This window comes from Paenibacillus sp. MMO-177, from assembly GCF_037147795.1.
Taxonomy (GTDB): Bacteria; Bacillota; Bacilli; order Paenibacillales; family Paenibacillaceae; genus Pristimantibacillus.
The window spans coordinates 44810-70542 of record NZ_JBBCUR010000003.1 but is presented as its reverse complement, the minus strand read 5'-3'; the positions used below and the strand labels follow the sequence as shown (position 1 = coordinate 70542).

Sequence of the window (25733 nt, the reverse complement as noted above, 5' to 3'; positions counted from 1 at the left end):
TTATTTCTTGGTTCTGTACTACGGTTCATTAAAATCAAGCTAACCACCTTCGAAAATATCGGGTCCGGACCCATCCATCTGCCAGAGCAGGAGCTTCATACCCGCGCTACCTGGCTAGAACTGAAGGATACCGATCCGGAGCTCGGAACCAAGGTTCTGGAGCAGCTGCTGCTTGGCATCGCCAACGTCATTCAGCACATCGTGCCGGTAATGGTGATGTGCGACCGGAGCGACGTTCATGTTACTTCCCAGATCAAAGCGGCCCATACGGGTCTGCCGACGATCTTTATTTATGACCATTACCCTGGCGGAATCGGGCTTGCCGACGACGTGTACAAACGGTTTGACGATGTGAAGCAGGCCGCCGCCAATCTCATCAAAAAATGCTCATGCAAGGATGGATGTCCATCATGTATCGGAAACGAAATCGACGGAATCAACGGGAAGCAGAAAAGCGTACAGCTCTTATCCATGTTATAAATCTGCATGTTGCTCTAGAAAAAGGGAGGAAGAACGGGATATGAGCAGTCTTCGCGATAAAATGAACAGGCTTCGCGGAAGCAGCAGCCCGGCTTCTCCTTCTGAAGAAGCCGCAGCGGCCGTGCAAGCACCGGAGCCGCCGCCTGCCGCGGATTCCGACAAACTGGAGACCTTGTCGGAAGAATGGTCCTCCATGGGGGTGAAACTGCTTCATAACGAAGCGGGCAGCTTTCTCATCAGAAGGCTTGCATACCCTGCCGGTCATCAGCATGGCATACATTGCTTGGGAGAGCTGCCCGCCGCGTCGGCCGGACTGGCGGCATTTCATGATTCGCCAATAAACGCCGAACAGCTGTTGTATCTCGACCTCGAGACGACGGGGCTTGGCGTTGGCACGGGCAATGTGCCGTTTATGGTTGGACTGGCCTATTGGACGGGCTCCGAGCTGATCGTGGAACAGGCGGTGATCCGCCACCCCGCCGAGGAGCGGGCGATGCTTTATTACCTCAACGGCAAATTAGGCAGCTACCGCTATCTGGTCAGCTATAACGGCAAAACCTTCGACTGGCCGGTTATGCAAACCCGGTTCATTTTGCACGGATACAATCGGAAGCTATGGGAGCCGCTTCATCTTGATTTTCTGCACCCTTCCCGCAGCATCTGGAAGAACACGCTCGCGTCGCTGCGGTTAAGCCATGTCGAAGAGGAACGGCTAGGAATCGAGCGGGTGGACGATGTGCCCGGCTCGCTTGCGCCGCAGCTGTATTTTCAGTTTCTGGCCGACGGCAATCCGGAGCCTCTTCGGGGCGTCTATCAGCATAATGAGATTGATATGCTGTCGCTGGTATGTCTGTCCATCCGCTTTGGACATCTGTTGAACGGGAACGCGGAGGGCGGCTACCGGCTGCCGATGCCCTCGGAATCGGAAGAACTGATCCGCACGGGCTTATGGTTGGAGAAGATGGGACATCAAGGCCGTGCGGAGCTTATGTTCGAAGCAGCGTTAGGCTGTGAACGCACCGCAGCGGCCACGCTGAACATGCTGGCTGCGAGAGACAAGAAGGCTGGCAATTGGCAGCGAGCTGTGTTATTGTGGCAGAAGGCTGTTATACAGTCGGTCCAGCATGGGTCGGCTGGCTTGAATGCGAGCACTGAACTGGCTATGTATTACGAGCATAAGCTGAAGGATTACGATTCAGCTCTATCATATGTGTCAGAAGCATTGGAATTGGCGCTTATCGATCCTCTCGGGAGAAGGGACGCGAAGCGCCGCGCCGAAATCGAAAGCCTTCGCAAGAGGAGGGAGCGGCTTCTGCGCAAGACGGGAAGGAAGCTTGCGGAATGAACAAACAATCAGCGCCGATGAAAGGCTTGCTCCTTGATCTGGACGGCACTTTATATCATGGCACCCAGCGTATTGACGGTGCGGACCAGCTTATCCGGCAGCTTCGGGAATGGAAGCTGCCTTACCGGTTCGTGACGAATAACTCGACCGTATCCCCGGAAGCCGTTGCCGAACGGCTGCGCACAATGGGGATCGACGCCGAGCCGAGCGAGGTATGCACCTCCGCACAGGCTGCGGCGCAATACATAGCCAACCGAAAGCCCGGCGCCTCTGTACTGGTCATCGGCGAAAGCGGGCTCATTGAAGCCGTTGAAGCAGCGGGCTTGCGGCTTACCGAGGAGCAGCCGGAATTTGTCCTGCAGGGATTGGACCGGCAGCTGTCGTACGAGCAGCTGACGAGAGCGGTTAGATCCATTCACCAGGGCGCGGAATTCGTGTTGACCAACCCGGATCTGCTGCTGCCGGGTGAAGGCGGCTTATTCCCCGGCGCGGGATCGATAGGCGCCATGCTGACCGCGGCTGGAGGCAAAGAGCCTACGCTGATCGGCAAGCCGTCGAAGATATTAATGGACTATTCCCTTCGCCGGATTGGTCTGTCTGCGGATGAGACTTGGGTCATTGGCGATAACCTTGCAACCGATATCGCGGCGGGTCATGCCTCTGGCTGCGGAACGATTTTGGTGTTAACCGGGTTAACGACAAGCGATAATCTAGACTTTTACGCAGAACGCGCGGGCTGCAGGCCAGACGTTATTTGCGATGATTTGCATAAGCTGGTCTCGTATATTTCGTCCTCAATCGGGATATAAGAGAAAGCAATAGAGCCGACAGGAAGGAAGCGAGCATGCATGCCGGAATTACCGGAAATGGAACATTACCGATTACGATTATCGGAGCTGATTATCGGCTCGCCGATTACGGGAACGGAAGTTACCCGCGATAAATCGATTAACATTAGCGCCGAGCAATTCGAAGCGGAATTGGTTGGCCGGACGATATGGTTTGTGGAACGCAGAGGCAAGCATCTGTTATTCCACCTCGATAACGGCAAACGTCTCGTGCTTCATCTGATGCTTGGAGGCACGCTCTTTTTCGGCGGCGACGAAGAGCGTCCCGACCGTACCGTACAGGTAACGATCCGCTTTGCGACGGGCAATTTGTATTTTATCGGTCTGCGTCTCGGCTATCTGCATTTAATGTCCGTGAAGGAAGCGGATGCGAAGCTCTCCGAGCTTGGACCGGATCCGTTCGATAAAAGATTGACGCTTGAGCGCTTTAAAGCACGCTTCGACAAGAAGAGAGGCGCGCTGAAGACCGCCCTTGTGGACCAGCATGTGCTGTCCGGCATCGGCAATTGCTACGCGGACGAGATTGCATTCTCGGCAAAAATCCGCCCGGATGCAAAAATTCCTTCCTTGACAGACGAAACATGGGAACGAGTCTATGAATCGATGCATAGTGTGTTAAAGGAAGCGATTTCAAAAGGCGGTTACATGGAGCAGCCTTTAACAGCTGGAGATACCGTTACCGGCGGTTTCAACGATCACTGTCAGGTATATGACCGCGGGGGAGAGCCGTGCTTTGTTTGCGGCACCGCGATCGAGCAGTTCGAGATCTCGTCGCGCAAAGCTTTCGTGTGCCCGGTCTGCCAGAAGGAACAATAGAGCGATGTACATCGGCCGTCATCTCAGCATAAAAGAAGGCTACGCCTCCGCCGCCAAAGCCGCCTATTCGGGCGGCATTAATGCTTTTCAGTATTTTCCGAAAAACCCCCGCAGCCTAGGGCTCAAATCCTTCGACCGGAGGGAGGCAGAGCGCTGCGCGGAGCTGTGCAGGCAGTACGATATTCTAACCATCGCCCACTCCCCTTACCCGACGAATCTAGCTTCGGATCGGGAGGAAGTCCGTCAACGCACCGTTGAATCGCTGCTTAACGATCTGGATATTGCGAACAGCTGCGGCTCGATTGGGGTTGTCGTTCATTTTGGCGTATATAAGGGGAAAGAACCGCTTGCCGGCTACCAGTCCATTATTCAATCGCTGAATGACGTGACGAGCCGGTGGAACGGCCATGCCAAGCTGCTGATTGAGATCCAATCGGGCGAGCATACGTTTATGGGGACAACAATCGAGGAGCTGGCCCAAATCCGGGGATTATGCGCCGAGCCTGCGAAGCTGGCTTTTTGCCTGGATACCTGCCATATGTTTGCGAGCGGCTTGTGGCATGGGGAGACGGACGCGAAATGGCTGCGGAAAGCTGCATCGTTAGGGGTGCTGGAGCATGTGGCGGCCGTGCACTTCAACGACTCGATGTTTGCGGCTGGCGCGCGGCGGGATCGTCATGCGGCGCTTGGGAGCGGTCATATCGGCGAAGAAGGATTGAAGTGGCTGATGTCCGTGCCCGCGCTTGCGGACGTTCCTTTTATACTGGAAACGCCTTCAGACGAAGACGGCACCTATGGAAGGCAATTAAACCTGATGCGCGAATGGGGGACATGAACAATGATACATGTATATCTGGATGATTACCGTCCTTGTCCAAAAGGCTTCGTGCTCGCTCGGAACGCGGAGGAATGCAAGCTTCTGATTGATTCCGAATCCATCGATATCTTGTCGTTAGACTATGATCTGGGCTGGAACGAGCCAACGGGTTATGAGGTCGTTCGCCATATGGTGGAATCCGCCCGTTATCCGAAAGCAGTCTATCTGCATACCTCCAGCACGGCGGGAAGAATGCACATGTATCATATGCTGTCGTCCCATGCGCCGATTGAAATGAAAATTATGAACGGGCCAATGCCGGACTCGCTGCTTGACGAAATTGCGGCCGGCAGTTGATGATAGATGTTTTTAGGGTTGGTGTAACAACGGAGGTGTTGAAGTGAGCCGATGGATTGGTACGGCTAATCAGGGGTATTCCCCTTATGCAATTGAAGAGCTTCGGCGGCTGTTAAACGGCGTTAAAGTAACGCAGCTCGCCGCCGGGGAAACTTTTTTATTCGACAGCGAGCTGTCCGCGGAAGACGTTACCACGGCTGTTGCGGCGGACAAGCCGATTTTCCTGCGGCATATGCAGCCTGTTGACCGTACGGTAGAGATTAAAGGCAATGCGGATGATCTGCAGGAGCTTTCGGAGACGATAAGACGTTCGCGTCTGCTGTTTGAGGACAAGCAGGTGGCCATCCATGTCCGCCGCTTGAACAAGACGGCATTCCCGTATTCCGCTTCGGACACAAAGGCTGTGCTGGATGCGGTATTGGAGGAGCTTGGTGCGGAACCCGTCGTTCAGCATCCGGATATTATCATTGCCATTTATGCCGCGGAAAGCGAGCTGTATATCGGCTTTGGCCGGCCGGAGGACATGCTGTCCGATTGGCCTGGCGGAGCGATCCGCTTTCAGCGGGAGGAAGGGCAAATTTCGCGCGCCAAATTCAAGCTTCTTGAAGCGGAGCGGGAGTTTGGGCTTGATTATTCCACGTTCAGGAATGCCGTGGACATTGGAGCGGCGCCCGGCGGCTGGACATCCTTGCTGCTCGAACGGGGACTGCGGGTAACGGCGATTGATCCGGGAGACATGCACCCGTCGCTGGCCGGACATCCGGCATTGACGTACCTGAAACGGAATGCGTCGGAGGTCAAATTCAAGCCGGGTTCCTTTGATCTGCTTGTCTGCGACATGAGCTGGAGCCCTATGCAGATGTGCCGTCTGGTGCTTGATTTGGAAGAGACGCTGGCGCCTCGTGCCACGGCTATCATTACGATAAAATTGATGCACAAAAAGCCTCTTCAGACGATACGCGAGGTGAAGGAGCGCTTTTCAACCGCATTTATCATTAAACGCGCCAAGCAGTTATTCCATAACCGCGAAGAGATTACGTTGTACCTGGAAAAGAAGCAGTAGGCGTGATATAACGGAATACAACAGGGAAAGCATCCCGGTTTGAACAGAAGTCCAAGGGGACTTTTGCTTCAAGCCGGGATTTTTTTTGCAAATAATGATCATAAAGGAGTTGCTATCATGCAAAATGAAGGCAGGTTGATTCCTCTCGAATCCGGAATGGTGATCGGCGAACGGTACGCTCTGGTAGGGAAGCTTGGCAGCGGAGGGATGGGAGAGGTGTACGCAGCCGAGGATTTGAAGCTCCAAGGAAAGCTTCGTGCGATTAAAGTGACGGATTCAGACCGCGCTTCAGAGGAAGCCAGAGTGCTGATGCGTCTCAGCCATCCGAATCTGCCTCATATTATGGACAGCTTCGCGTTAACGGGTTACGGAGCTGAAGCCATCGTTATGGACTATATCCATGGAGTGACGCTGGGGGAGCTGTTCAACCGGCAAAATCGGCAGCTTTCTTTCGGAGAAGTATTAAAGCTTGCCCTCCCGATATGCTCGGCGCTTGTATACTTGCACAGCCAATTTCCGCCAATCATTCATCGCGATCTTAAGCCATCCAATATCATGGTAGAACATAACGGTCATGTCCGGCTGATCGATTTCGGAATCGCCAAATCAAGAACAACCTTGCAGACGCAGACGACGATGAAGTTGGGGACGCCGGGCTTTGCGGCTCCGGAGCAGCATATGGGACGGAGCGAGGTCCGAACCGATATCTACGGGTTTGGTGCATTGCTCTATTATTTGCTCAGTGAAGGGAGCTATTTAAACCAAGCGGAAATGATGAACCGAAGCGGCAGCTTTATCCGGGGATTGCGGGCAGATGTGCCAAGGGGGTTCGCCGATCTGCTGTGGAGAATGGTTCAGCCTCGTATCGAAGACCGGTATAATACGATGGTTGAAGTGGAGAAGGAATTGCATGTCTTTGCCGGCATGGCGGCTAATAAAGCCACTCATGCCCGTTTTCCTGAAACGTCAAAGCACGTATCGGGAGGCCATTCGGGAATCGGCCGCATGTTGAAGATTGCCGTTGTACCCGTCTCGTCCGGAGCGGGGGCGACGTTTGTGGCGATTACTCTGGCAAAGCTGCTTGCGGCTCGCGGAATCCCTTGCGCTGCCGCGGAATTTCCTTCCGAACGGCCTGAATGGGCGGCGTTGCTGCGAAATAATATGAGAGGACGAGATCAACTGGAAGACAGGTATTTTAGCTGGAACGAGCAGGGGGTATGGTGGCATGCCCAGAAGCATCCGGTAACCCTAGACAATAGAGATGAGCTGGATAAGCTCCGGCTGCGCTTGAGGGCGAAGGATATTGCCGTGTCCATTACCGATGTATCCGGCGGAGCAATGATTCCTCATAAGGAATGGCTGCTCCAATCCGACCTTGTTCTGGCCGTTGCCGATCCTTATCCTTCCAGATGGAAGGCGGATCGGATTTTGGAGCTGGAGCAATTAAGCGGGAAGCTTAAAGCAGCCGGCGCTTCCCTGAAGTGGATAGCCAACAAGGATGCTAAATTTTCGGGCAGGAGCGAATGGGTCGGAATGATGCCCGAAATTCCGGCTGCCGCTGTTCCGCTGCTCCCCGCAGCCGAGTGCCTGGATGCGATTTGGCGGGGCAAATGGGCAACGGATGTAAAAGGGTTGGGCAAACCGCTGGAGAAAGCCTTGATGCCTCTCCTCGATTTTATTTCGCAAGAAACGCAAAGGAATGCAGCTCATGTCAGGTTTGGACGCTGACCTTGCTTGCAATTGAAATAAACCTTCTTTATGATGAATACGAGTCCATAGCATATTTAGAAGCAGGTGACATCCGTACATGAACGAACGAGTTCTGGTAGTTGAAGATGAGGCGGGTATTTCCCGCATTTTACAGCTTGAATTAGAGCATGAAGGATATACGGTCGGTACAGCGGCCGACGGACGGACAGGTTATGAAATGGCCTCAACCGGCGAATGGGAGCTGGTATTGCTCGATGTGATGCTTCCCGAACTAAACGGCATCGAAGTGCTTCGCCGCCTGAGACAAGCCGGTAATCCGGTTCCCGTTATTTTGCTGACGGCGAGAGATACGGTTCCGGACAAAGTCAGCGGATTTGAGCATGGGGCAAACGACTATATTACAAAGCCGTTTGCGATGGAAGAGCTGCTCGCCCGCGTCCGCAACATTTTGCGCATCTTCCAGCAGTACCCGAAAGAATCCGAAGGCTCCGACCTGATCAAGGTTGGAGATTTAACGATCGAGCTGCGTACCCGCAAGGTATACCGCAAGGATATCGTTATTGAGCTAACGCCGCGCGAATTCGAGCTCCTTGTTTATCTGGTCGAGAACAAGAACGAAGAGAAGTCGCGGGAAGACATTTTATCGGAAGTGTGGGGTTATGATTTTATCGGGGAAACCAACCTGGTGGACGTCTATATCCGGTACTTGCGTCAAAAGCTGGACAAGGGGTACCGTCATAAGCTGATTCATACCGTAAGGGGCGTTGGCTATATGATAAAGGAGCCTGACGCATGACGCTTCGCAAACGGTTCACGCTCTTTACGATATTCTGGCTTATTTTTATTCTTATTCTCTTTAATATCTTTGTCTACTTCTATGTCATCAAGATAACGACGGAGAGCGAAGAGCGCGTTATCGGGAATAAAGTGAATCTAATGCTCGAAAATCCGAAAATACAGGACGGCAAAGGAATCTACGACGCCGATTTGCTTAGTGAGTATTACAATGTCAACGAAATGATACGGATTATTAGACCCGATAACAAAATCGTCAATATTACCGGCTCGGATCCCATACTGCTCAATCTGCCCGCGTCTTTCCAGGGCCATCACGATACCGGGATAATCAAAAAAGGCAGCGAGCGCATCATGTACATGCGCGTGCCGATCTATGACGGGCCTAACGTGGTTGCGATGCTGGAAATCAACCGCGTGCTGAATGAACTTGACGATTATCTGCAAATTCTGGTAGCGGCATTGTCGGTAACCAGTGCGGGAGCCATTTTGTTCGCCATCTTCGGGACCTATTGGTTTACCTCTCGTCTTACTTCCCCGATGCAGCAAATGATTAATACGATGCGCGAGATCGACAGGAGCGGCAAGCTGCGTAAAATCGAGCCCTCCAGCCACGAGGAGTCGGCAGAGCTCCAGCAGCTGGTCCGTGCTTTTAACCAGATGATCGACCGGCTTGACCGGACGTTCGCGCGGCAAAAGCAGTTTGTTGCCGATGCTTCCCACGAGCTGAAGACCCCTCTTACGGTTATTAGCAGCTACGCGGGCATGCTGAAGCGCTGGGGACGCGATGATGCGAGCATTCGAGACGAGGCTATTGAAGCCATCGATAAAGAAGCCAGCAGGCTGCAAACCTTGACGAAGTCGATGCTGATGCTGGCGGAAGCCGAGCAGGAGGACTGGCTGAATCAAGAGATGTTCGATGTGGTGCTTGTGGTCGAAGAGCTGGCGGTTATGCTCCAGACGACCTTCCAGCGGCCGATACGGGTGAAGGCCTTGTCGAGATCCATCCGAATGTATGGAGATAAGGACAAAATCCAGCAGCTGCTTGTCATCTTGCTGGACAATGCGATTAAATACAGTAAAGATCCGATCGATGTTTCCGTCAGCGTGGCGAAAAATATCGTGAAGATTGAAGTAAAGGATAAAGGGATCGGCATTCCGGAGAATGAAATCCCGCATATGTTCGAGCGTTTCTACCGTGTAGACGGGGCAAGAAGCCGCGCGACCGGCGGAGCCGGCCTTGGGCTGTCGATTGCCAAGCGTATCGTGGATCTGCATGAAGGCAAGATCGACGTATTCAGCTTGCCTGATCTCGGGACAACGATTACGCTTCAATTCAAACAAAGAAAGTAAGGGGAGAGGTTCGTTGAAATACCGGGTTGCCTCCGTGCAATATAAGCTTGAAGATATTGAGTCGTTTGAAGATTTTGCCGCGCAGGTCACGCATTACGTCCGTAATGCATCCGAATACGGAACAGAGATAATTTTGTTCCCTGAGTTTATGACTACGCAGCTGTTATCGATTGGCGACGATACGGGCAATGCCTTGCCGATCGACCGTCTTCCCGAGTTTACGGAGCAGTATGAAAGCCTGTTCCGTTCGCTTGCCGCCGAATATAACATGCATATCGTTGGCGGGACGCATGTGGTCGATGCGGGTAACGGCAAACGCCAGAACACGGCGCATTTGTTCCATCCAGGCGGAAAGATTGACCGCCAAGCGAAAATTCACCTCACGCCTACCGAAGTCAGCGAGTGGAATATGTCGCCTGGCGACGGTCTTCAGGTGTTCGAGACGCCCTTTGGCACAATCGCCATGCTGACCTGCTATGATATCGAATTTCCGGAGATCGTCCGGATGGCTCGCGCCAAAGGCGCGGACGTTATCTTCTGCCCATCCTGCACGGATGACCGTCATGGCTTCTACCGCGTCCGGTACTGCTGCCATGCAAGGGCCGTGGAGAATCAGGTGTACATCGTAACGACGGGTACGGTAGGTGCATTGCGCAAGGTTGACTTTATGCGCGCGAACTACGGTCAGGCCGCGGTGATCACGCCTAACGATATTCCGTTCCCGCCTGCGGGGATTTTGAGCGAAGGCGTCATTAACGACGACATGCTGATCGTAGCGGATCTTGATCTGAAGCTGCTGGAGGATGTCCGCGCCGCAGGTTCCGTAACGACATGGAGAGACCGCAGGACAGACTTGTATACGGACTGGGCTTAAGCCAGCTGCAGCAGCGGAAGGAGGGCGTGAAATGCGCAAGCAATTATACGTCATTCATGACGGAGTTCCAACGGAAGCTATTATACGCTCGTATACGAAGGAAGATTTTCAAGGCTTGATTGCGGTGCAGAGCGAATGCTTCCCGCCTCCTTATCCGGAGGAGCTGTGGTGGAGCGAAGAGCAGCTGAATGAGCATATTACCCGGTTCCCGGAAGGCGCGTTGTGCTGCGAGATCGGCGGAAGAGTGATCGGATCCATGACCGGGCTTATCGTGGATATGAACCAATATCATGAGTCGCACAGCTGGGAGCAGATTACGGACAGCGGCTATATCCGCAACCACAATCCCGGAGGGGATACGTTATACGTTGCGGACATTTGCGTCATACCCGCTTACCGCAAAGCGGGAATCGGCAAATGGCTGCTGCAGTCGATGTACGAGACCGTTGTGCACCTGAGGCTAAAGCGCCTGCTGGGAGCCGGCAGAATGCCGGGCTACCATAAGTACGCGGCGGAAGAAACGCCGGAGCAATACCTGGACAAGGTGATGACGGGGATTTACAAGGATCCGGTCATTACGTTCCTTCTGCGCTGCGGCCGCACGCCGGTCGGTATCGCGTCCGACTATCTGGATGACGAAGAGTCTCGCAATTACGCGGCTCTGATGGAATGGCGCAATCCTTTCATACAAGTTTAATACGGTTTATTCTTTGATTTTTGCGACTTTATTAAAATAACGTGTTGGGCACGGAGAGAAAGCTTGGAGCTTTCGGAGCGTAGCGTCCGCCTTTGTTTTTAAATTTCAACCTATACGAGCATATAATTCGAGAAATTTAAAAACAACAGCGGCCGAAAGCCCAAGCTTTCTCATAGTGCCCCCACGTCCCTTAACAGAAAGGAGAATAATCATGCAATATCACCGCATTACATCTATCAACGATCCGTACTTCGCATCGCTTCATGCGCTTCTCCAACGCATTTTCCCGCCCGAAGAGGTATTGGCTTACGAGCTTTGGAAAGAGCCGCTTGAAGATCCAAGCATTCATGTCTATGTTGCAGTAGACAATGGCGAAGTGGTTGGATCGACTGAATACCGCTATTATCCCGAGCTTCGCGTTGCGATGACCGACTTTACGATTATCGGCGTAGCGAACAAAGGAATTGGCCGTTTCCTGATGCGGGGCCGCGAGAAAGACCTGGCAAGACTAGCCCGCGAATCCGGCAATGCGCCAATCGGCATGTTTGCCGAGATCTATAACCCGTACGAGCGCGGCGAGCATGAATTCGGCGGAGTAACGCCGATGAATCCGTTTGTACGCAGAGAAGTTTTGTCTCATATCGGCTACAAAATGATTAACTTCCCTTACGTTCACCCATCCTGGGAGCATAACGGAGAAGCGGTTGAAGGACTTAACCTATGTTTCCTGCCGGCGGACGAAGACATGGCTGCTATACCTGCGGGCCTTGTAGTTCAATTCCTTGAAATTTATTATTCGGCATTGCCTAACAAACCGCAGCAATGGCTCGATATGGTGGAAGGGCTTCGCGGACGCGATCAAATCGAGCTGCTGCCGATATGATCACGATTACGTTTCGGGGAACAGGGGATGCGATGGGGGTTCCCCGCGTATACTGCGACTGCGAGGTATGCAGCGAGGCGCGAACTGGCGGCATAAACCGCCGGTACCGCTCCCTTGTCCAGCTTGATTCCCCGGACTTCGGTACAATGATGATTGACTGCGGACCGGATTGGGGCAATCAAATGGAAGCTGCAGAGCTCCGGTTCGTGAACCGCATTCTTGTCACGCATGCTCATTTCGACCATATTGGCGGATTGCCGGAATGGGCGGATGCCTGCCGGTGGTTAGGCGTAAAGGGGGAAGCGTACGCTCCTGCCGAAGTTATCTTCGAGATCCTTCAGCGTTTTCCATGGCTGGAGCGGAACATCGCTTTTATACCGATTGATCAGCCTTGTTCCTTCGGGACCTGGGAGGTATCGGCCTGGAAAGTGAATCACGGGAAGAACGGATATGCTTATGCGTTTCGGTTTGACCGCAAGGACTCGGGTATAGCATGGGCATACTGCTCCGATTCCATCGGACTTACGGGCGAACAGCAGAAGCCGTTGCACGGGCTTGACCTGCTGGTGCTTGGCACAAGCTTTTACAAGGAGAATTTCCCTTACGAAACAAGATCCGTCTACGATGTGACGGAGGCGCTTGAGCTCCTTCCGGCATGGGGGCCAAAGAAGACTGTGTTCACTCATATGTCGCATGATATTGATCTTAGAAAATCGTACCCTCTGCCTTCCTATGCGGAGTTTGCGATAACCGGCATGGAAGTTTTTGTAGGTAAATAGGTTGACAAATGACAATCCGTTAGCGTACATTGTGTGTATAGCTAACGGATTTAGCTATTTCATAGCTTTTTTGCTTATTCCGAAAGGGGAAATTTTGATGTTTGCTGGTGTTCTTAACTCTTAATTGGATAGATCGGTCTTGTTAGATGAGCTTGAACGGCTTGCGGATGCAAATTTTGCATCGTATTGCATGCTTCTATTGCGACGTCTTTTGACAAGGACCGATGCCATGAGTTAAGGACATGAGGATTTCCGCCTGAATGCTATTCGGCAGCGGCCAATCACCCGTGCTCTTGCAGCACGGTTTTTTTGTGCCCTGCGGAGCCTATGACGGGATAGGTGCAGCCGATACAGGAACGGAACGCTTCTGCGTTCTGTTCCTGTTTTTTTTTGTGCCTCAATAGAATTTAAATGTTCAATGTCAGCAGAAAACAGAAATTCTATTTGGCGATAAAACCTACCTCTAGCCGCGGTCGCACACCTTCGAAATACATCGATAGAGGTTTTCTCACCCAAAAACCTTAAAAGGAGCATCCAAACATGAAAGAAGCCGTATTTCAAAGATTGGAATATAACAAATTGAAAGACAAAATGATCGGCTACACCGTATCCCCTGCAGGGCGGTTATTGGCAGAGCGGCATGTGCCCAGCACCAATCCGAAACAAATCCGGGCATGGCTGAACGAGACGGAGGAGGCTGCGGCTTTGCTGGCGAGCGGAGCAAGCGTACCGCTCTCCGCCATGGATGGGATCGATCCGTTCCTGGCGCTGCTTGGCAAGGGAAGGATCTATACGGAAACGGAGCTTGACCAGCTGCTCGCTTGGCTTGTTTCCATTGGACAAATGAAGCGATACATGAACAATAAACGAATGGTCGCCCCTACCATTGCGGCGTATGCCGATTCGATGAACGATTGTCCGAATCTTAGACAGGAGCTCGACCGTTGCATCCGGTACGGCCGGTTGACGGATCAAGCCAGTCCCGATCTCGGGACGATCCGACGCCATCTTATCGTCATCGAAGACCGCATTCACAAGAAGCTGGAAGCCTCGCTCTCCAAATACAAGTCGGCGCTTCAGGATCCGATAATCAGCAAGCGGAGAGGAAGATCCGTCATATCCGTCAAGCGGGAGCATCGGAAGCTGGTACCCGGTACCGTATGGGATGAGTCGGCAAGCGGCCAGACCTTGTTTATTGAACCGATTGACGTTGCGGAGCTGCAGCAGGAATGGCAGGAATGGTCGGCGGAGGAGGAGCGGGAACGGACGATTATTTTGTCCAGATTGTCGGACGAAGCGGAGCAGTATAAATATGAGCTGCTGCAGAACCGGGAAGCGATGGCGTCGTTTGATTTCATGCTGGCTAGAGGCAAGCTCTCGCTGTCCTATGACGGTCAGCCCGTAACGCTTAGCGAAGAGCCGGTCATTAAGCTGGTGGAAGCCCGTCATCCGCTGCTTGGCGGTCACGCCGAACCGATTAACGTGGAGCTGGGTATCAGATGGAAGCAGCTTATAATAACGGGACCTAATACAGGGGGCAAAACGGTAGCGCTTAAGACCATTGGCCTACTGGCTCTGCTGGTGCAGTCCGGCCTGCTCGTTCCGGCATCCCCGCAAAGCCGATTTGGCGTCTTCCGCCATATTATGGCCGATGTAGGAGACGGACAAAGTCTGGAACAATCGCTCAGCACCTTTTCCTCGCATATCGCCGTTCTGAAGGAAATGCTTCATTCTGCCGATGAACGTACGATTATTCTACTGGATGAGCTCGCTGCGGGCACGGATCCCGGCGAAGGGATTGCTTTATCCATTGCGGTACTGGAAGAACTCCTGAAACGCGGAGCTTTGACGGGTGCGACAACGCATTTTAACGAGATTAAAAAGTTTGCATCCAGAACGCGCGGCTGCATGAATGCCAGAATGGCATTTGATTCCGAAACGCTTCGTCCTCTGTACCGGTTGGAGATTGGGGAAGCGGGCGAGAGCCATGCTTTCGCAATTGCGAGAAGGTTCGGTCTTCCCGAGCATGTGATGCAGCGGGCCGAGAAGCTTGCGGAGGGAAGAGTGGAGATCCGATTGGATGAATCGCTTGAAGAAGTGGTTCAGGATGAGGATACAGCGGTTAACGAACGGCATGCTCTGCCGGAACAAGCAGAGCAGCCGGACGAGACGAACAACTCGAAGGGAAAATCTCCAGCTGCAGCTTATGCCAAGGGAGACGCCGTATGGATCTATCCGCTGAAACGTGCAGGAATTGTGTTTCAACCCGCTGACGAGCGGGGAGAAGTAATCGTTCAGGTCCAGGGGAAAAAGATGTCCTTCAACCGGAAGCGGATTAAACCGTATATCAGCAGGGAAAAGCTGTATCCCGGAGCAGATTATGATATGGATATCGTATTTGATACGAAGGAGAACCGGAAGAAGCGGAAGCTGATGGGCCGCAAGTATGTTGAGGGCTTAACGATCGAGACGAAGCCGGATGCAACGGGGGAATAAGCTGTTCGCCCCGTTAGTCTTTACTTTGAATAACTAATAAGGTGCCCGTGCGGACGGTCAAGGTACCGGTAGGCTCAGCAAGTATATTGCTTATGCCGAGAGATTGGCCGATCCGCAGCGTAGCTTCCTGCAGCGGATAGACAAAACCGCGCAGCGTAATGCCGGTTACCTCTTCGGATAACGGAAGGAGCGAAATATGGCTGTATTCGCTTTGATGCAGCTCGGTGGTCCCTTCCTCCGCAAGAGAGATCGTATTATGCTCATCGGTAATCGAGGCCGGAATGCCTTGCTCCATTGCAAGCTTCAGTAAGTGGACATTTGCAAGAGAGTGGTCGAAGCGGCTGCCAAGTGCCCCAAGCATTCGAATCTCGGAAGGAGATTGCTCCAGCGCATAACGGAAGGCAAGCTCCGTATCCGTGTAGTCTTTGTCTATTGGATCGTACGCAACCGTTTCCCGGCTTACGGAACGGATAAGCTCCAACTCTTCCGGAGTTACCGAATCGAAGTCGCCAAGCGCCAGATCCGGCGCGTATCCGTGCTGAACGAGGAATAAGGCGCCGCGGTCAGCTCCTACTAACCGATCACCCGCACGGACATAGGGACGTACCCATTCGCCCAAACGGCCGCCCGTACAGATAATAATCCGGTTATTCATGGTTAATCTTCCTTTCTGTCTGCATAGTGTTGAAGCCAGTATAATGCGAAGCCGGGGTATAAAACTAGGTTTTTGAGAAAAAAGAAAGAAGAAGTGGCAAAAGTAGCAATTGTCAAACCGGATATCCGCGGCTAAAATGATGAAGGACATACCGACAGGAGTGGCGGAACATGCGCGAATGGACGGTCATCATGGAAGCGGAGGAGTTTGGGGTTGGACATCTTTGGCGTTTTCAGTATTATCGGTACGGTTGCCTTTGCGGTCAGCGGCGCGATCGTTGCCATGGAAGAAGAGTATGACATTTTGGGCGTGTTCGTGCTCGGGCTTGTGACCGCGTTTGGGGGCGGTGTCATACGAAACCTGCTGATCGGCCGGCCGGTTACGACGTTATGGAACCAGGGAAACCTGCTGGAAATAGCGGTTATAGCGATGACGATTGCCTTTCTGCTGCCTGTATCCTGGATTAACAAGTGGAAAAAGAGCGAAGCCTTTTTTGATGCCATCGGCTTATCCGCGTTTGCTATTCAGGGTGCGTTGTACGCTACGGAAATGAACCATCCGATCAGCGCCGTGCTGGTAGCGGCGATGTTAACCGGAATCGGGGGAGGTATTATTCGCGACGTGCTGGCAGGCAGGAAGCCGCTCGTGTTAAAGGATGAAATCTATGCGGTATGGGCGATGCTCGCAGGCCTGGCAGTAGGCGAAGGATGGTTCCATACGACCGTACAGCTTTTAATCTTGTTTGTTATAATTATCGTGTTCCGCATGCTGTCGGTTTATTATAAGTGGAGACTGCCCCGCAGATCGCTTAAACAGAAGGAGGGTGGCATTATATGAATAAAGCGCGCGTATTGTTTGTTTGTCTTGGCAACATTTGCCGCTCGCCCATGGCGGAAGCCGTATTCCGCAGCCTGGTAGAGAAGAGAGGGCTGACCAACGTCATCGAGATTGATTCCGCGGGAACGGGGGATTGGCATATCGGCAAGCCGCCGCATGAAGGGACGCGCAAGCAGCTTGATCTTCACGGTATTTCCTATGACGGGATGAAAGCGAGACAATTCACCGCCCAGGACAAAGCCTTTGATTATATCGTCTGCATGGATTCGAAAAATGAAGCCGATGTTCGCCGCATTATCGGAGACGCTTCCCACTCGGCGAAAATTTTCAAGTTTATGGACATGCTGCCTAAGGTTGCTGAAGATGATGTACCTGATCCGTATTACACCGGTAACTTCGATTACGTGTACGAGCTTGTGACGGAAGGCTGCGAACGGCTTCTCGAACAGATCGTAAACGACCTGAAATAAGGCTGGCTAAATCAATAGGACAGTTTCAATCAGCCGGGAGCTGTTTGAAACTGTCCTATTTTTCTTGCGTTAAATTATTCCGCTTCGATAAAATGCATCAGGCCGTCAGGCAGCTCCTGCTGCCAGAAGCCCCACTGATGGCCGCCGTCTTTTTCGGCATAGGTTACCTTCGCGCCTCGCGCTTCCAGAAGAGAACGGGCTTTCCGGTTGATGTCGAGGAAATCAAAGACGCCGTGGCCGGTATCATAAGCGGTTTCCTGGAAGCCGGCAATCATGTAGATCTCCAGCCAAGATAGGTCCTTTTGAGCTTCCATTAATTCACGGGAACGGTCATAATAGGCACCGGATAGCGACAAAATGCGCGTGAACAGCTCAGGATAGGTCAAAGCGAGGTGGAAGGAAATCGTTCCGCCCAAGGAGTCGCCGGCAAGCAGACGGTGCTCGGGAGCGGTGCGTACGGGATATTTACCTTCAATAAAAGGAATTAGTTCTTGCCCGAAGAACCGGACATAAGCTTCATGACGGTCGCCGCCAGGCGAGTATTCCGCTGTTCGGTACGTTTTGTCGACATCCACGCCAACAATAATAAAAGGTTCAACGCCTTCATCGAGAATAATGCGGTTTGCCGTTGTGGCAATCCGGCCGAAATTGAAAAAGTCCTCGCCGTCCTGGCAGTACACGACCGGGTAGCTCAGAACCTCGTTATAACCGGGCGGCAAATAGACGCGCAAGCTGCGTTCGCCCTCGGGCAAGAAGCTGCTTTTTACAATTTCTTTAACTATGGTACGCTTTAAATATCGTTCATCAGTCATATGTGAATCCCCCTGAATGGAATGGTTGGCATGTGGGTAAACAATAGTAAGGTAATGAGAATCTGCCCGTTCTCCTGTCATGGTCTGGTATTGAACCTTGATTGTATTATGCTGTTATACAGAAAAATTGAATCTGTTACATATACAATTCATCAGTAAAAGCGGCCAGATTAGTGAAAAAACAACGGTTTTTTTGTTTTTTTCTTTGACCATATTCGGTAAACAGGTGTATTATGATTCTATAACAGAGAGCTCCGATTTTCAAATATTAATGATCGAGGTGAGCGTTCAAAATGAGCAAAGTGCTTAACAAACTGCCATATGAAGTTCAAACGGAACCTGTAAAACCATTATCCGTGTTGTCGCTCGACGGCGACGTGGTTAATCCGGAATATATGCCGGATTTGACTGACGACCAATTGAAAGAATTAATGTACCGTATGGTATTTACCCGTACTTGGGATGAGCGCGCTGTAAACCTGGGCCGTCAAGGCCGCCTTGGCTTCTACGCTCCGGTATCCGGACAAGAAGCTTCGATGGTTGGCAGCGAATACGCGCTGAATAAAGATGATTTCATTTGCCCAGGCTACCGCGATATGCCGCAGCTTGTATGGCATGGTCTGCCTCTGTATCAAGCTTTCCTGTACTCCCGCGGTCATCAACACGGCGGCCAAATTCCGGAAGACGTGCATGTGCTTATGCCGCAAATCATTATCGGCGCGCAAGTTCTTCACGCGGCTGGCGTAGCAATGGCATTCAAGAAACGCGGCGAGAAGCGCGTTGCGATCACTTACACAGGTGACGGCGGTTCCTCCGAAGGCGATTTCTATGAATCATTAAACTTTGCCGGAGCATTTAAACTTCCAGTTATTTATGTTGTGCAAAACAACCGTTATGCCATCACAACTCCTTACGAGAAGCAAACAGCTGCTCTGTCGGTTGCTCATAAATCGGTTGCAGCCGGTATCAAAGGTGTTCAAATCGACGGCATGGACGTTCTTGCCGTAATCAAAGCGGTATCCGAAGCAGCTGAGCGCGGCCGTAACGGCGAAGGCGCAACTTTGATCGAGATGCTGACTTACCGTTTCCGTCCGCATTCGTTGTCTGACGATGCGACGAAGTACCGTACGAAAGACGAAGAAGCGGAATGGGGCCTTAAGGATCCTCTTATTCGTTTCGGCAAGTTCCTGGAGAAGAAAGGCCTCTGGACGGAAGAAGATACAAACCGTGTGAAAGAGGAAGCGAAAGCGGCTGTTAACGAGAACATCAAGAAAGCGGAAGCAACTGAGAAAATGACAGTTGGCGGCTTGATTGATTCCATGTTCGAAACAACGCCTCAGCACCTGGAAGAGCAAAAGGCTGATTTTCAATAAAACCCTTGCCTGACGATGGGATTTTGCACGAGCAAAAATGAAGGAGGATCTGACGATCATGGCTCAAATGAATATGTTGGAAGCAATCCGCGACGCTATGCGAGTGGAGCTTAAACGTGATGAGAACGTACTTATCTTCGGTGAGGACGTTGGTAAAGTAGGCGGTGTATTCCGCGTAACGGAAGGTTTGCAAGAAGAATTCGGCGAGGAGCGCGTATTCGATACGCCTCTTGCCGAGTCCGCAATCGGCGGTCTGGCAGTGGGTATGGGTATTCAAGGCTTCCGCCCAGTTGCCGAAATCCAGTTCGTTGGTTTCATCTATGAAGCCATGGACCAAATGTTCATTCAAGCAGCTCGTATGCGTTACCGTTCCGGCGGCCGCTACAACTCGCCAATCGTATTCCGTACGCCATTTGGCGGCGGCGTAAAAGCTGCAGAACTTCATACAGACTCCCTGGAAGGTCTGGCTGTTCAGACTCCGGGTATCAAAGTTGTTATTCCATCCAATCCTTACGATGCAAAAGGTCTCATGATTGCCGCAATCCGCGACAATGACCCTGTATTCTTCATGGAGCACCTTAACCTGTACCGCGCATTCCGCGCTGAAGTGCCGGAAGGCGAATACACGGTTGAGATCGGCAAAGCAAATGTTGTCCGCGAAGGTTCCGACGTAACGATCATTGCTTACGGCATGATGGTTCACACAGCCGTGAAAGCGGCGGACGAGCTCGCGAAGAATGGCGTAAACGCGGAAGTTATCGACCTGCGTTCCCTGGTGCCGCTCGATATCGACACAATCGTGGCTTCGATTAAGAAAACAAACCGTGCAATCGTTGTTCAAGAAGCGCAAAAAACTTCAGGCGTAGCTGCGGAAGTAATCGCTCAAATCAACGAAAAAGCGATCCTGCACCTCGAAGCTCCAGTGCTTCGCGTTGCCGGCCCGGATACGGTGTATCCTTTCGCGCAAATCGAAGATACTTGGCTGCCAACTCCGGCTCGTATCGTAGATGCGGTTAATAAAGTACTGAACTTCTAAATGCTATTCATCCTAACGGATGATGGATATACATGCCCGCTTAACAGCGGGCAAAGCCGTCATTAAGGCGGCAAACGCAGTGACTTACGAGGCAAGAATTACCGCAAGTAAGCGCTAATTCTTTAAGCTCATGCTTACGAGGCAAGAATTACCGCAAGTAAGCGCTAATTCTTTTAAGGAGGATACTACAGTGGCGAAATTTGAATACAAATTTCCTGAGCTTGGCGAAGGCTTGCACGAAGGCGAAATCGTAAAAGTGCACATTAAAGTCGGCGACAAAGTAACGGATGACGATATCATCATGGAAGTACAAAACGATAAGGCAGTTGTAGAAGTGCCTTGCCCGGTTAACGGTACTGTACTCGAAGTACGCATGAAAGACGGCCAGGTTTGCCATGTCGGCGAAGTTGTGGCAATCATTGATGCAGAAGGTGACCTTCCAGAGCAAGATACTCCTGCAGCTGAAGCACCAGCGGCGGCGGCACCAGCTCCAGCGGCAGCACCGGCTGCGCCTGCAGCAACACCAGCGGCAGCTCCCGCTGCACCGGCGGAAGCTCCAAAAGCAACCGGCGGTCTGGTTCTGGCTACGCCAAGCGTTCGCAAATTTGCCCGTGAGCAAGGCGTTGACCTGACGACGGTTACCGGCACTGGCAAAAACGGCCGCATTACTCGCGAAGACGTAACAAGCGGCGGCGGTGCAGCACCAGCTGCAGCAGCACCGGCAACTGAAGCGGCGGCTCCTGCAGCAGCTGAAGCGCCAGCAGCTAAACCGGCGGCAGCGGCAGTTGACGCTTACCGTCCGGAAGAGCGCGTACCGTTCAAAGGCATCCGCAAAGCAATCGCTAACGCGATGGTTAAATCGGTATACACCGCTCCTCACGTTACAATCATGGACGAAGTTGACGTAACGGAACTGGTTGCTCTGCGCGCGAAATACAAGCCATATGCAGAGAAGAAAGGTTCCAAGCTGACTTACCTGCCATTCATCGTGAAGGCACTGGTTGCGGCATGCCGTCAATTCCCGATCATGAACGCTACGCTGGATGAAGCTAGCCAAGAGATCGTCTACAAAAAGTACTACAACATCGGTATCGCGACAGATACGGACAACGGCCTGATCGTTCCTGTTATCGAAGACGCCGACCGTAAAAATATTTTCATGGTTGCAGACAAAATCCGCGACCTGGCTGCAAAAGGCCGCGAAGGCAAGCTTACTGCCGCTGAGCTTAAAGGCAGCACGATTTCGATTTCCAACATCGGTTCCGCAGGCGGTATGTTCTTTACTCCGGTTATCAACTTCCCTGAAGTTGCAATTCTGGGTACCGGCCGTATTTCCGAGAAACCGGTTGTGCGCAACGGCGAAATCGTGGCAGCTCCTGTAATGGCTCTGTCGCTGAGTTTCGACCACCGTCTCATCGACGGCGCAACGGCTCAAAACTTTATGAACTACATTAAACAACTTCTGGGTCAACCAGAATTATTCATCATGGAGGTGTAACTACAATGGTAGTAGGAGATCCATCATTAGATATTGATACTCTAGTCATCGGTGCAGGTCCAGGCGGATATGTTGCGGCAATCCGCGCAGCGCAGCTTGGTCAAAGCGTTCTTGTTGTCGAGAAGGAAAATGTAGGCGGCGTTTGCTTGAACGTCGGCTGTATCCCTTCGAAAGCTCTGATCTCGGCATCGCATCAATACGAGTCCATCAGCCATGCATCGGCGTTCGGCATCACTGCCGGCGACGTGAAAGTGGAATGGAACAAAGTGCAAGAGTTCAAAAACGGTATCGTTAAAAAACTGACCGGCGGCGTTGCATCGCTTCTGAAAGCGAACAAAGTGCAATACTTCAACGGCGAAGTTATGTTCATCAACGAGAACGAAGCACGTGTGTTCAACGATCAAGAAGCACCGCGCTACCGTTTCAAAAACTGCATTATCGCTACAGGCTCCCGTCCGATCGAGCTGAAAGCATTCCCGTTCAGCGGCCGCATCGTTTCTTCGACAGGCGCGTTGTCGCTGCCTGAAATTCCGAAGAGCATCATTGTGATCGGAGGCGGCTACATCGGCATCGAGCTTGGTCAAATGTACTCCAAGTTCGGTACGAAAGTAACGGTAATCGAAGGCGGCGATACAATCCTGCCAGGCTTCGATAAAGATATGTCTTCGATCGTTGCGAAGAAGCTGAAAGGCACTAACGTTGACATCGTAACCGGTGCAATGGCTCAAGGCGCCGAGCAAACCGACAAAGACGTGACGCTGACTTACAAAGTTGGCGACAAAGAAGAAAAAGTTACGGCTGACTACCTGCTGGTAACCGTTGGCCGTCGCCCTAACACGGACGGAGACCTGGGTCTTGAGCTGGCTGGCGTTAAAGTCGGCGAGCGCGGTCTGGTTGAAGTTGACGCTCAATGCCGCACAAGCAATCCGCATATCTACGCTATCGGCGACATCATTGCCGGTCCTGCTCTTGCGCACAAAGCGATGTACGAAGGCCGCGTGGCTGCAGAAGCGATCTCCGGTCTGCCTAGCGTTATCGACTACAAATGCGTGCCTGCAGTATGCTTCTCGGATCCGGAATGCGCAAGCGTTGGTCTGTCCGAAAAAGAAGCAAAAGACAAAGGCCACAAAACAAAAGTGGGCAAATTCCCATTTGCGATCAATGGCCGCGCAATGTCGCTTAATGCGACTGAAGGCTTCGTGAAGCTTGTTTCCGATGCTGACACTGGACTTGTTCTGGGCGCGCAAATCATCGGTCTGGAAGCTTCCAACATGATTGCCGAGCTTGCTCTGGCAATCGAGATGGGTGCTACGCTTGAAGATATCGCTTTGACTATCCACGCGCATCCAACGCTGGGCGAGATCGTTCTTGACGCTGCTGAAGTAGCGCTTGGACATCCAATCCACACGGTTGCTAAGTAATATCCGATCAACGTTATTTGAGATTTAGTGAGAGAGGTTCCGCGGCTTGAACAGCATGCGGGCCTCTTTTTGCATATTATAACTGTACCTAACATGAGGAGCGAAAGCTTATGGAAAAGCCGGCTAGTGCATCCAGAACGGTCATGACGCAGATCATTTTCCCTCTGGATACGAATCATCACGATACGATGTTTGGCGGCAAGGTTATGGAGTATATGGACAAGGCGGCTGCCATTGCCGCGATGCGGCATGCCCGTATGCAGGTGGTTACTGTTTCGACGGACAGCCTTGATTTTGTAGCGCCAATTAGAGTCGGGGAAGTTATTGAGGTGGAAGCTTACGTAAGCTGGACGAACAATTCCTCCATGGAAGTGTGCGTGACCGTTCAATCGGAGAACTTGTATACGGCCGAGCGAACCACAACGGTTACGGCATTCTTCACCTTTGTGGCGTTGGATGATAAAGGAAAACCCGCCATGGTGCCTAAAGTATATCCGGAGACCGACGAGGAGATCCATATGTTTGCAACCGCTCCGGAGCGGCATGAGCTGCGCATGAAAAGAAAACGGGAACGGCAGCATGCGGCGAAAACGTGAAGACAAACCTATGCGAAAAATGTTAAAATGGAGAGAAAACCTCTATCGGGGCATTCGAAGATGAACAACCTCGGTTAATAGTTTTTAGATAAACCTTGCACCGGCGCTGTATGCGGGAGAAGGAAGCTGTGCCGGTCAATGACAAGGAGTTGATATAGAAAGTGACTGTTCAAACAAGTGAAACGGAATATTTGCAATTGCTGCGGCATGTGCTTGAGAACGGCGTGAAGAAAGAGGATCGGACGGGCACCGGAACGATCTCGACCTTTGGTTACCAGATGCGGTTTGACCTTGCCAAGGGCTTTCCGATTCTAACGACGAAGAGAGTGCCGTTCAAGCTGATCGTCAGCGAGTTGCTATGGTTTATTAAAGGCGATAGCAATATCCGGTATTTGCTTCAGCATAATAACCATATCTGGGATGAATGGGCGTTTAAGAGATGGGTGGAGAGCGCCGACTACAAGGGTCCGGACATGACGAACTTTGGCCTTCGCTCGCAGACGGATGAGGCTTTTAACGCATTGTACCAGGAGCAGATGGACAAATTCACGAATCTCGTGCTCACCGATGACGCGTTTGCCGAGAAGTACGGCGAGCTGGGCAATGTCTACGGCAAACAATGGCGTGAATGGCGGACGACCCAAGGCGAGACGATTGATCAGCTTAAGGGAATTATCGAGACAATCAAGAAAAATCCGGATTCCCGCCGCTTGATCGTATCGGCCTGGAACCCCGAAGACGTACCGTCGATGGCGCTTCCTCCTTGCCACACGATGTTCCAGTTTTATGTGATTAACGGCAAGCTGAGCTGTCAGCTGTATCAGCGGAGCGGCGATATTTTCCTCGGTATCCCGTTTAATATTGCAAGCTATGCTCTGCTCACGCATCTGATTGCCCAGGAGTGCGGGCTTGAGGTCGGCGAGTTTATTCATACGCTTGGCGACGCGCACATCTATTTGAACCACCTGGAACAAATTGATATCCAGCTGCAGCGGGACATGAGGGAGCTGCCGGTGCTTGCGATAAATCCGGATGTGAGTTCGATCTTCGACGCTGAGGTTGAAGATATCAAGCTCGAGAACTATCAGCCGCATCCTACCATTAAGGCTCCGGTAGCCGTATAAGAAAGCAGGAACAAACACGATGACGATTACGATGATCGCAGCAATGGACCGTGGCCGCACGATCGGAATCGGGAACAAGCTGCCGTGGCGGCTTCCGGCGGAGATGGCCTACTTTACGCGCCATACGACGGGTAAAACCGTTGTTATGGGACGCAAGACGTTCGAATCGCTGCCGAAGCCGCTCAAGGACCGGACGAATGTCGTTATAACCAGACAAGCGGATTATGCTAAAGAAGGCTGCGAGGTTGTTCATTCCGTGCAGGAAGCGATTGACCTCTATGGAGACGGGGAAATGATGGTAATCGGCGGAGCGGATATTTATGCACAGTTTCTTCCATTCGCGGACAAAATCCTGCTTACCGAAGTGGATACCGATATTGAAGGCGGCGACGCGTTTTTCCCTGCGTTTAGCGAAGACGAGTGGGAACGCGTGGATGCGGAGAAGGTAGAAAGCGACGAGCGTAATGCATTCTCCTTCACTTTCCAAACGTTTGCCCGCCGAAAAGCATAATATAAAGAAAATCGCACAAATGACGAACGTTGTGTTAATAAGTGCAAAAGATTGTGCGGATAATCCATTAACGACAGAAAATAAGAA

25 protein-coding genes and 1 pseudogene are annotated in these 25733 nt (G+C 52.0%); 24 read left to right on the top strand and 2 right to left on the bottom strand.

The genetic code is table 11. The annotated features are described in order from the left end of the window. Window positions 1-24: 24 nt before the first annotated feature. From WFK81_RS11350 to WFK81_RS11280, 15 genes and pseudogenes are all read left to right on the top strand, one after another. Window positions 25-480 (top strand): annotated as a pseudogene (locus WFK81_RS11350) (Zn-binding domain-containing protein); the annotation flags it as partial. A 40-nt stretch (window positions 481-520) separates the two neighbouring features. After that, entirely contained in the window at window positions 521-1825 is a 1305-nt protein-coding gene (locus WFK81_RS11345; protein WP_336786536.1) for a ribonuclease H-like domain-containing protein, read from the top strand. Further along, window positions 1822-2634: a TIGR01457 family HAD-type hydrolase gene (locus WFK81_RS11340; protein WP_336786535.1), complete on the top strand. Its 813-nt coding sequence runs from the start codon at window positions 1822-1824 to the stop codon at window positions 2632-2634. The genes WFK81_RS11345 and WFK81_RS11340 overlap by 4 nt, the downstream gene beginning before the upstream one ends. Before the next feature lie 39 nt (window positions 2635-2673). Continuing rightward, window positions 2674-3489, top strand: a complete 816-nt coding sequence (gene mutM, locus WFK81_RS11335; protein ID WP_336786534.1) for a DNA-formamidopyrimidine glycosylase — start codon at window positions 2674-2676, stop codon at window positions 3487-3489. A gap of 4 nt (window positions 3490-3493) precedes the next feature. Then, complete coding sequence (locus tag WFK81_RS11330) at window positions 3494-4324, top strand: deoxyribonuclease IV (RefSeq protein ID WP_336786533.1); 831 nt, start codon at window positions 3494-3496, stop codon at window positions 4322-4324. A 3-nt stretch (window positions 4325-4327) separates the two neighbouring features. After that, on the top strand, window positions 4328-4663 hold the full coding sequence (locus WFK81_RS11325; RefSeq protein WP_336786532.1) for a cyclic-phosphate processing receiver domain-containing protein: 336 nt from the start codon (window positions 4328-4330) through the stop codon (window positions 4661-4663). Window positions 4664-4706: 43 nt separating this feature from the next. Then, the gene (locus WFK81_RS11320; RefSeq protein WP_336786531.1) at window positions 4707-5726 is read left to right on the top strand and encodes an SAM-dependent methyltransferase; all 1020 of its coding nucleotides are present in this window, start codon (window positions 4707-4709) and stop codon (window positions 5724-5726) included. A 117-nt stretch (window positions 5727-5843) separates the two neighbouring features. Next, the gene (locus WFK81_RS11315; RefSeq protein ID WP_336786530.1) at window positions 5844-7454 is read left to right on the top strand and encodes a serine/threonine-protein kinase; all 1611 of its coding nucleotides are present in this window, start codon (window positions 5844-5846) and stop codon (window positions 7452-7454) included. A gap of 79 nt (window positions 7455-7533) precedes the next feature. Next, window positions 7534-8232 (top strand): response regulator transcription factor, encoded by a 699-nt coding sequence (locus WFK81_RS11310; RefSeq protein WP_091189218.1) that lies wholly within the window; start codon window positions 7534-7536, stop codon window positions 8230-8232. Beyond that, a complete protein-coding gene (locus WFK81_RS11305) occupies window positions 8229-9584 on the top strand; it encodes a HAMP domain-containing sensor histidine kinase (protein ID WP_336786529.1) in 1356 nt (451 codons plus the stop codon). Before WFK81_RS11310 ends, WFK81_RS11305 begins: the two co-directional genes overlap by 4 nt. Window positions 9585-9597: 13 nt before the next feature. Then, entirely contained in the window at window positions 9598-10458 is an 861-nt protein-coding gene (locus tag WFK81_RS11300; protein ID WP_336786528.1) for a carbon-nitrogen hydrolase family protein, read from the top strand. A 31-nt stretch (window positions 10459-10489) separates the two neighbouring features. After that, window positions 10490-11155 (top strand): GNAT family N-acetyltransferase, encoded by a 666-nt coding sequence (locus tag WFK81_RS11295; RefSeq protein ID WP_336786527.1) that lies wholly within the window; start codon window positions 10490-10492, stop codon window positions 11153-11155. A gap of 211 nt (window positions 11156-11366) precedes the next feature. Then, a complete protein-coding gene (locus tag WFK81_RS11290; RefSeq protein ID WP_336786526.1) occupies window positions 11367-12038 on the top strand; it encodes a GNAT family N-acetyltransferase in 672 nt (223 codons plus the stop codon). Next, entirely contained in the window at window positions 12035-12817 is a 783-nt protein-coding gene (locus WFK81_RS11285; RefSeq protein ID WP_336786525.1) for an MBL fold metallo-hydrolase, read from the top strand. The genes WFK81_RS11290 and WFK81_RS11285 overlap by 4 nt, the downstream gene beginning before the upstream one ends. Before the next feature lie 540 nt (window positions 12818-13357). Then, the gene (locus WFK81_RS11280) at window positions 13358-15313 is read left to right on the top strand and encodes an endonuclease MutS2 (RefSeq protein WP_336786524.1); all 1956 of its coding nucleotides are present in this window, start codon (window positions 13358-13360) and stop codon (window positions 15311-15313) included. 13 nt (window positions 15314-15326) lie between these two features. Here WFK81_RS11280 and WFK81_RS11275 read toward each other — a convergent pair whose 3' ends face one another. Continuing rightward, window positions 15327-15968 (bottom strand): thiamine diphosphokinase, encoded by a 642-nt coding sequence (locus WFK81_RS11275; RefSeq protein WP_336786523.1) that lies wholly within the window; start codon window positions 15966-15968, stop codon window positions 15327-15329. Between the two features lie 213 nt (window positions 15969-16181). On the opposite strand from WFK81_RS11275, the gene WFK81_RS11270 reads away from it, so the two are divergent. After that, window positions 16182-16805: a trimeric intracellular cation channel family protein gene (locus WFK81_RS11270; RefSeq protein WP_336786522.1), complete on the top strand. Its 624-nt coding sequence runs from the start codon at window positions 16182-16184 to the stop codon at window positions 16803-16805. Then, window positions 16802-17275 carry a low molecular weight protein-tyrosine-phosphatase gene (locus WFK81_RS11265; protein ID WP_336786521.1) on the top strand — a complete coding sequence of 158 codons (474 nt, stop codon included), beginning with the start codon at window positions 16802-16804 and terminating at the stop codon, window positions 17273-17275. Before WFK81_RS11270 ends, WFK81_RS11265 begins: the two co-directional genes overlap by 4 nt. 74 nt (window positions 17276-17349) lie before the next feature. Here the strand turns inward: WFK81_RS11265 and WFK81_RS11260 are convergent, their stop codons facing one another. Further along, window positions 17350-18087 carry an alpha/beta hydrolase gene (locus tag WFK81_RS11260; protein ID WP_336786520.1) on the bottom strand — a complete coding sequence of 246 codons (738 nt, stop codon included), beginning with the start codon at window positions 18085-18087 and terminating at the stop codon, window positions 17350-17352. 293 nt (window positions 18088-18380) lie between these two features. Here WFK81_RS11260 and pdhA point away from each other — a divergent pair, with 293 nt between their 5' ends. From pdhA to WFK81_RS11225, 7 genes are all read left to right on the top strand, one after another. After that, window positions 18381-19460: a pyruvate dehydrogenase (acetyl-transferring) E1 component subunit alpha gene (gene pdhA, locus WFK81_RS11255; protein WP_336786519.1), complete on the top strand. Its 1080-nt coding sequence runs from the start codon at window positions 18381-18383 to the stop codon at window positions 19458-19460. A gap of 58 nt (window positions 19461-19518) precedes the next feature. Beyond that, window positions 19519-20496, top strand: coding sequence for an alpha-ketoacid dehydrogenase subunit beta (locus tag WFK81_RS11250; RefSeq protein WP_336786518.1), 978 nt, complete (start codon window positions 19519-19521; stop codon window positions 20494-20496). A 190-nt stretch (window positions 20497-20686) separates the two neighbouring features. Then, window positions 20687-21994 carry a dihydrolipoamide acetyltransferase family protein gene (locus tag WFK81_RS11245; RefSeq protein ID WP_336786517.1) on the top strand — a complete coding sequence of 436 codons (1308 nt, stop codon included), beginning with the start codon at window positions 20687-20689 and terminating at the stop codon, window positions 21992-21994. 5 nt (window positions 21995-21999) lie between these two features. Beyond that, window positions 22000-23415 carry a dihydrolipoyl dehydrogenase gene (gene lpdA, locus WFK81_RS11240; protein ID WP_336786516.1) on the top strand — a complete coding sequence of 472 codons (1416 nt, stop codon included), beginning with the start codon at window positions 22000-22002 and terminating at the stop codon, window positions 23413-23415. Window positions 23416-23525: 110 nt separating this feature from the next. Then, on the top strand, window positions 23526-24011 hold the full coding sequence (locus tag WFK81_RS11235; RefSeq protein ID WP_336786515.1) for an acyl-CoA thioesterase: 486 nt from the start codon (window positions 23526-23528) through the stop codon (window positions 24009-24011). A gap of 161 nt (window positions 24012-24172) precedes the next feature. Then, window positions 24173-25135 (top strand): thymidylate synthase, encoded by a 963-nt coding sequence (locus tag WFK81_RS11230; protein WP_336786514.1) that lies wholly within the window; start codon window positions 24173-24175, stop codon window positions 25133-25135. A gap of 19 nt (window positions 25136-25154) precedes the next feature. After that, window positions 25155-25646: a dihydrofolate reductase gene (locus tag WFK81_RS11225; RefSeq protein WP_336786513.1), complete on the top strand. Its 492-nt coding sequence runs from the start codon at window positions 25155-25157 to the stop codon at window positions 25644-25646. Window positions 25647-25733: the final 87 nt, after the last annotated feature.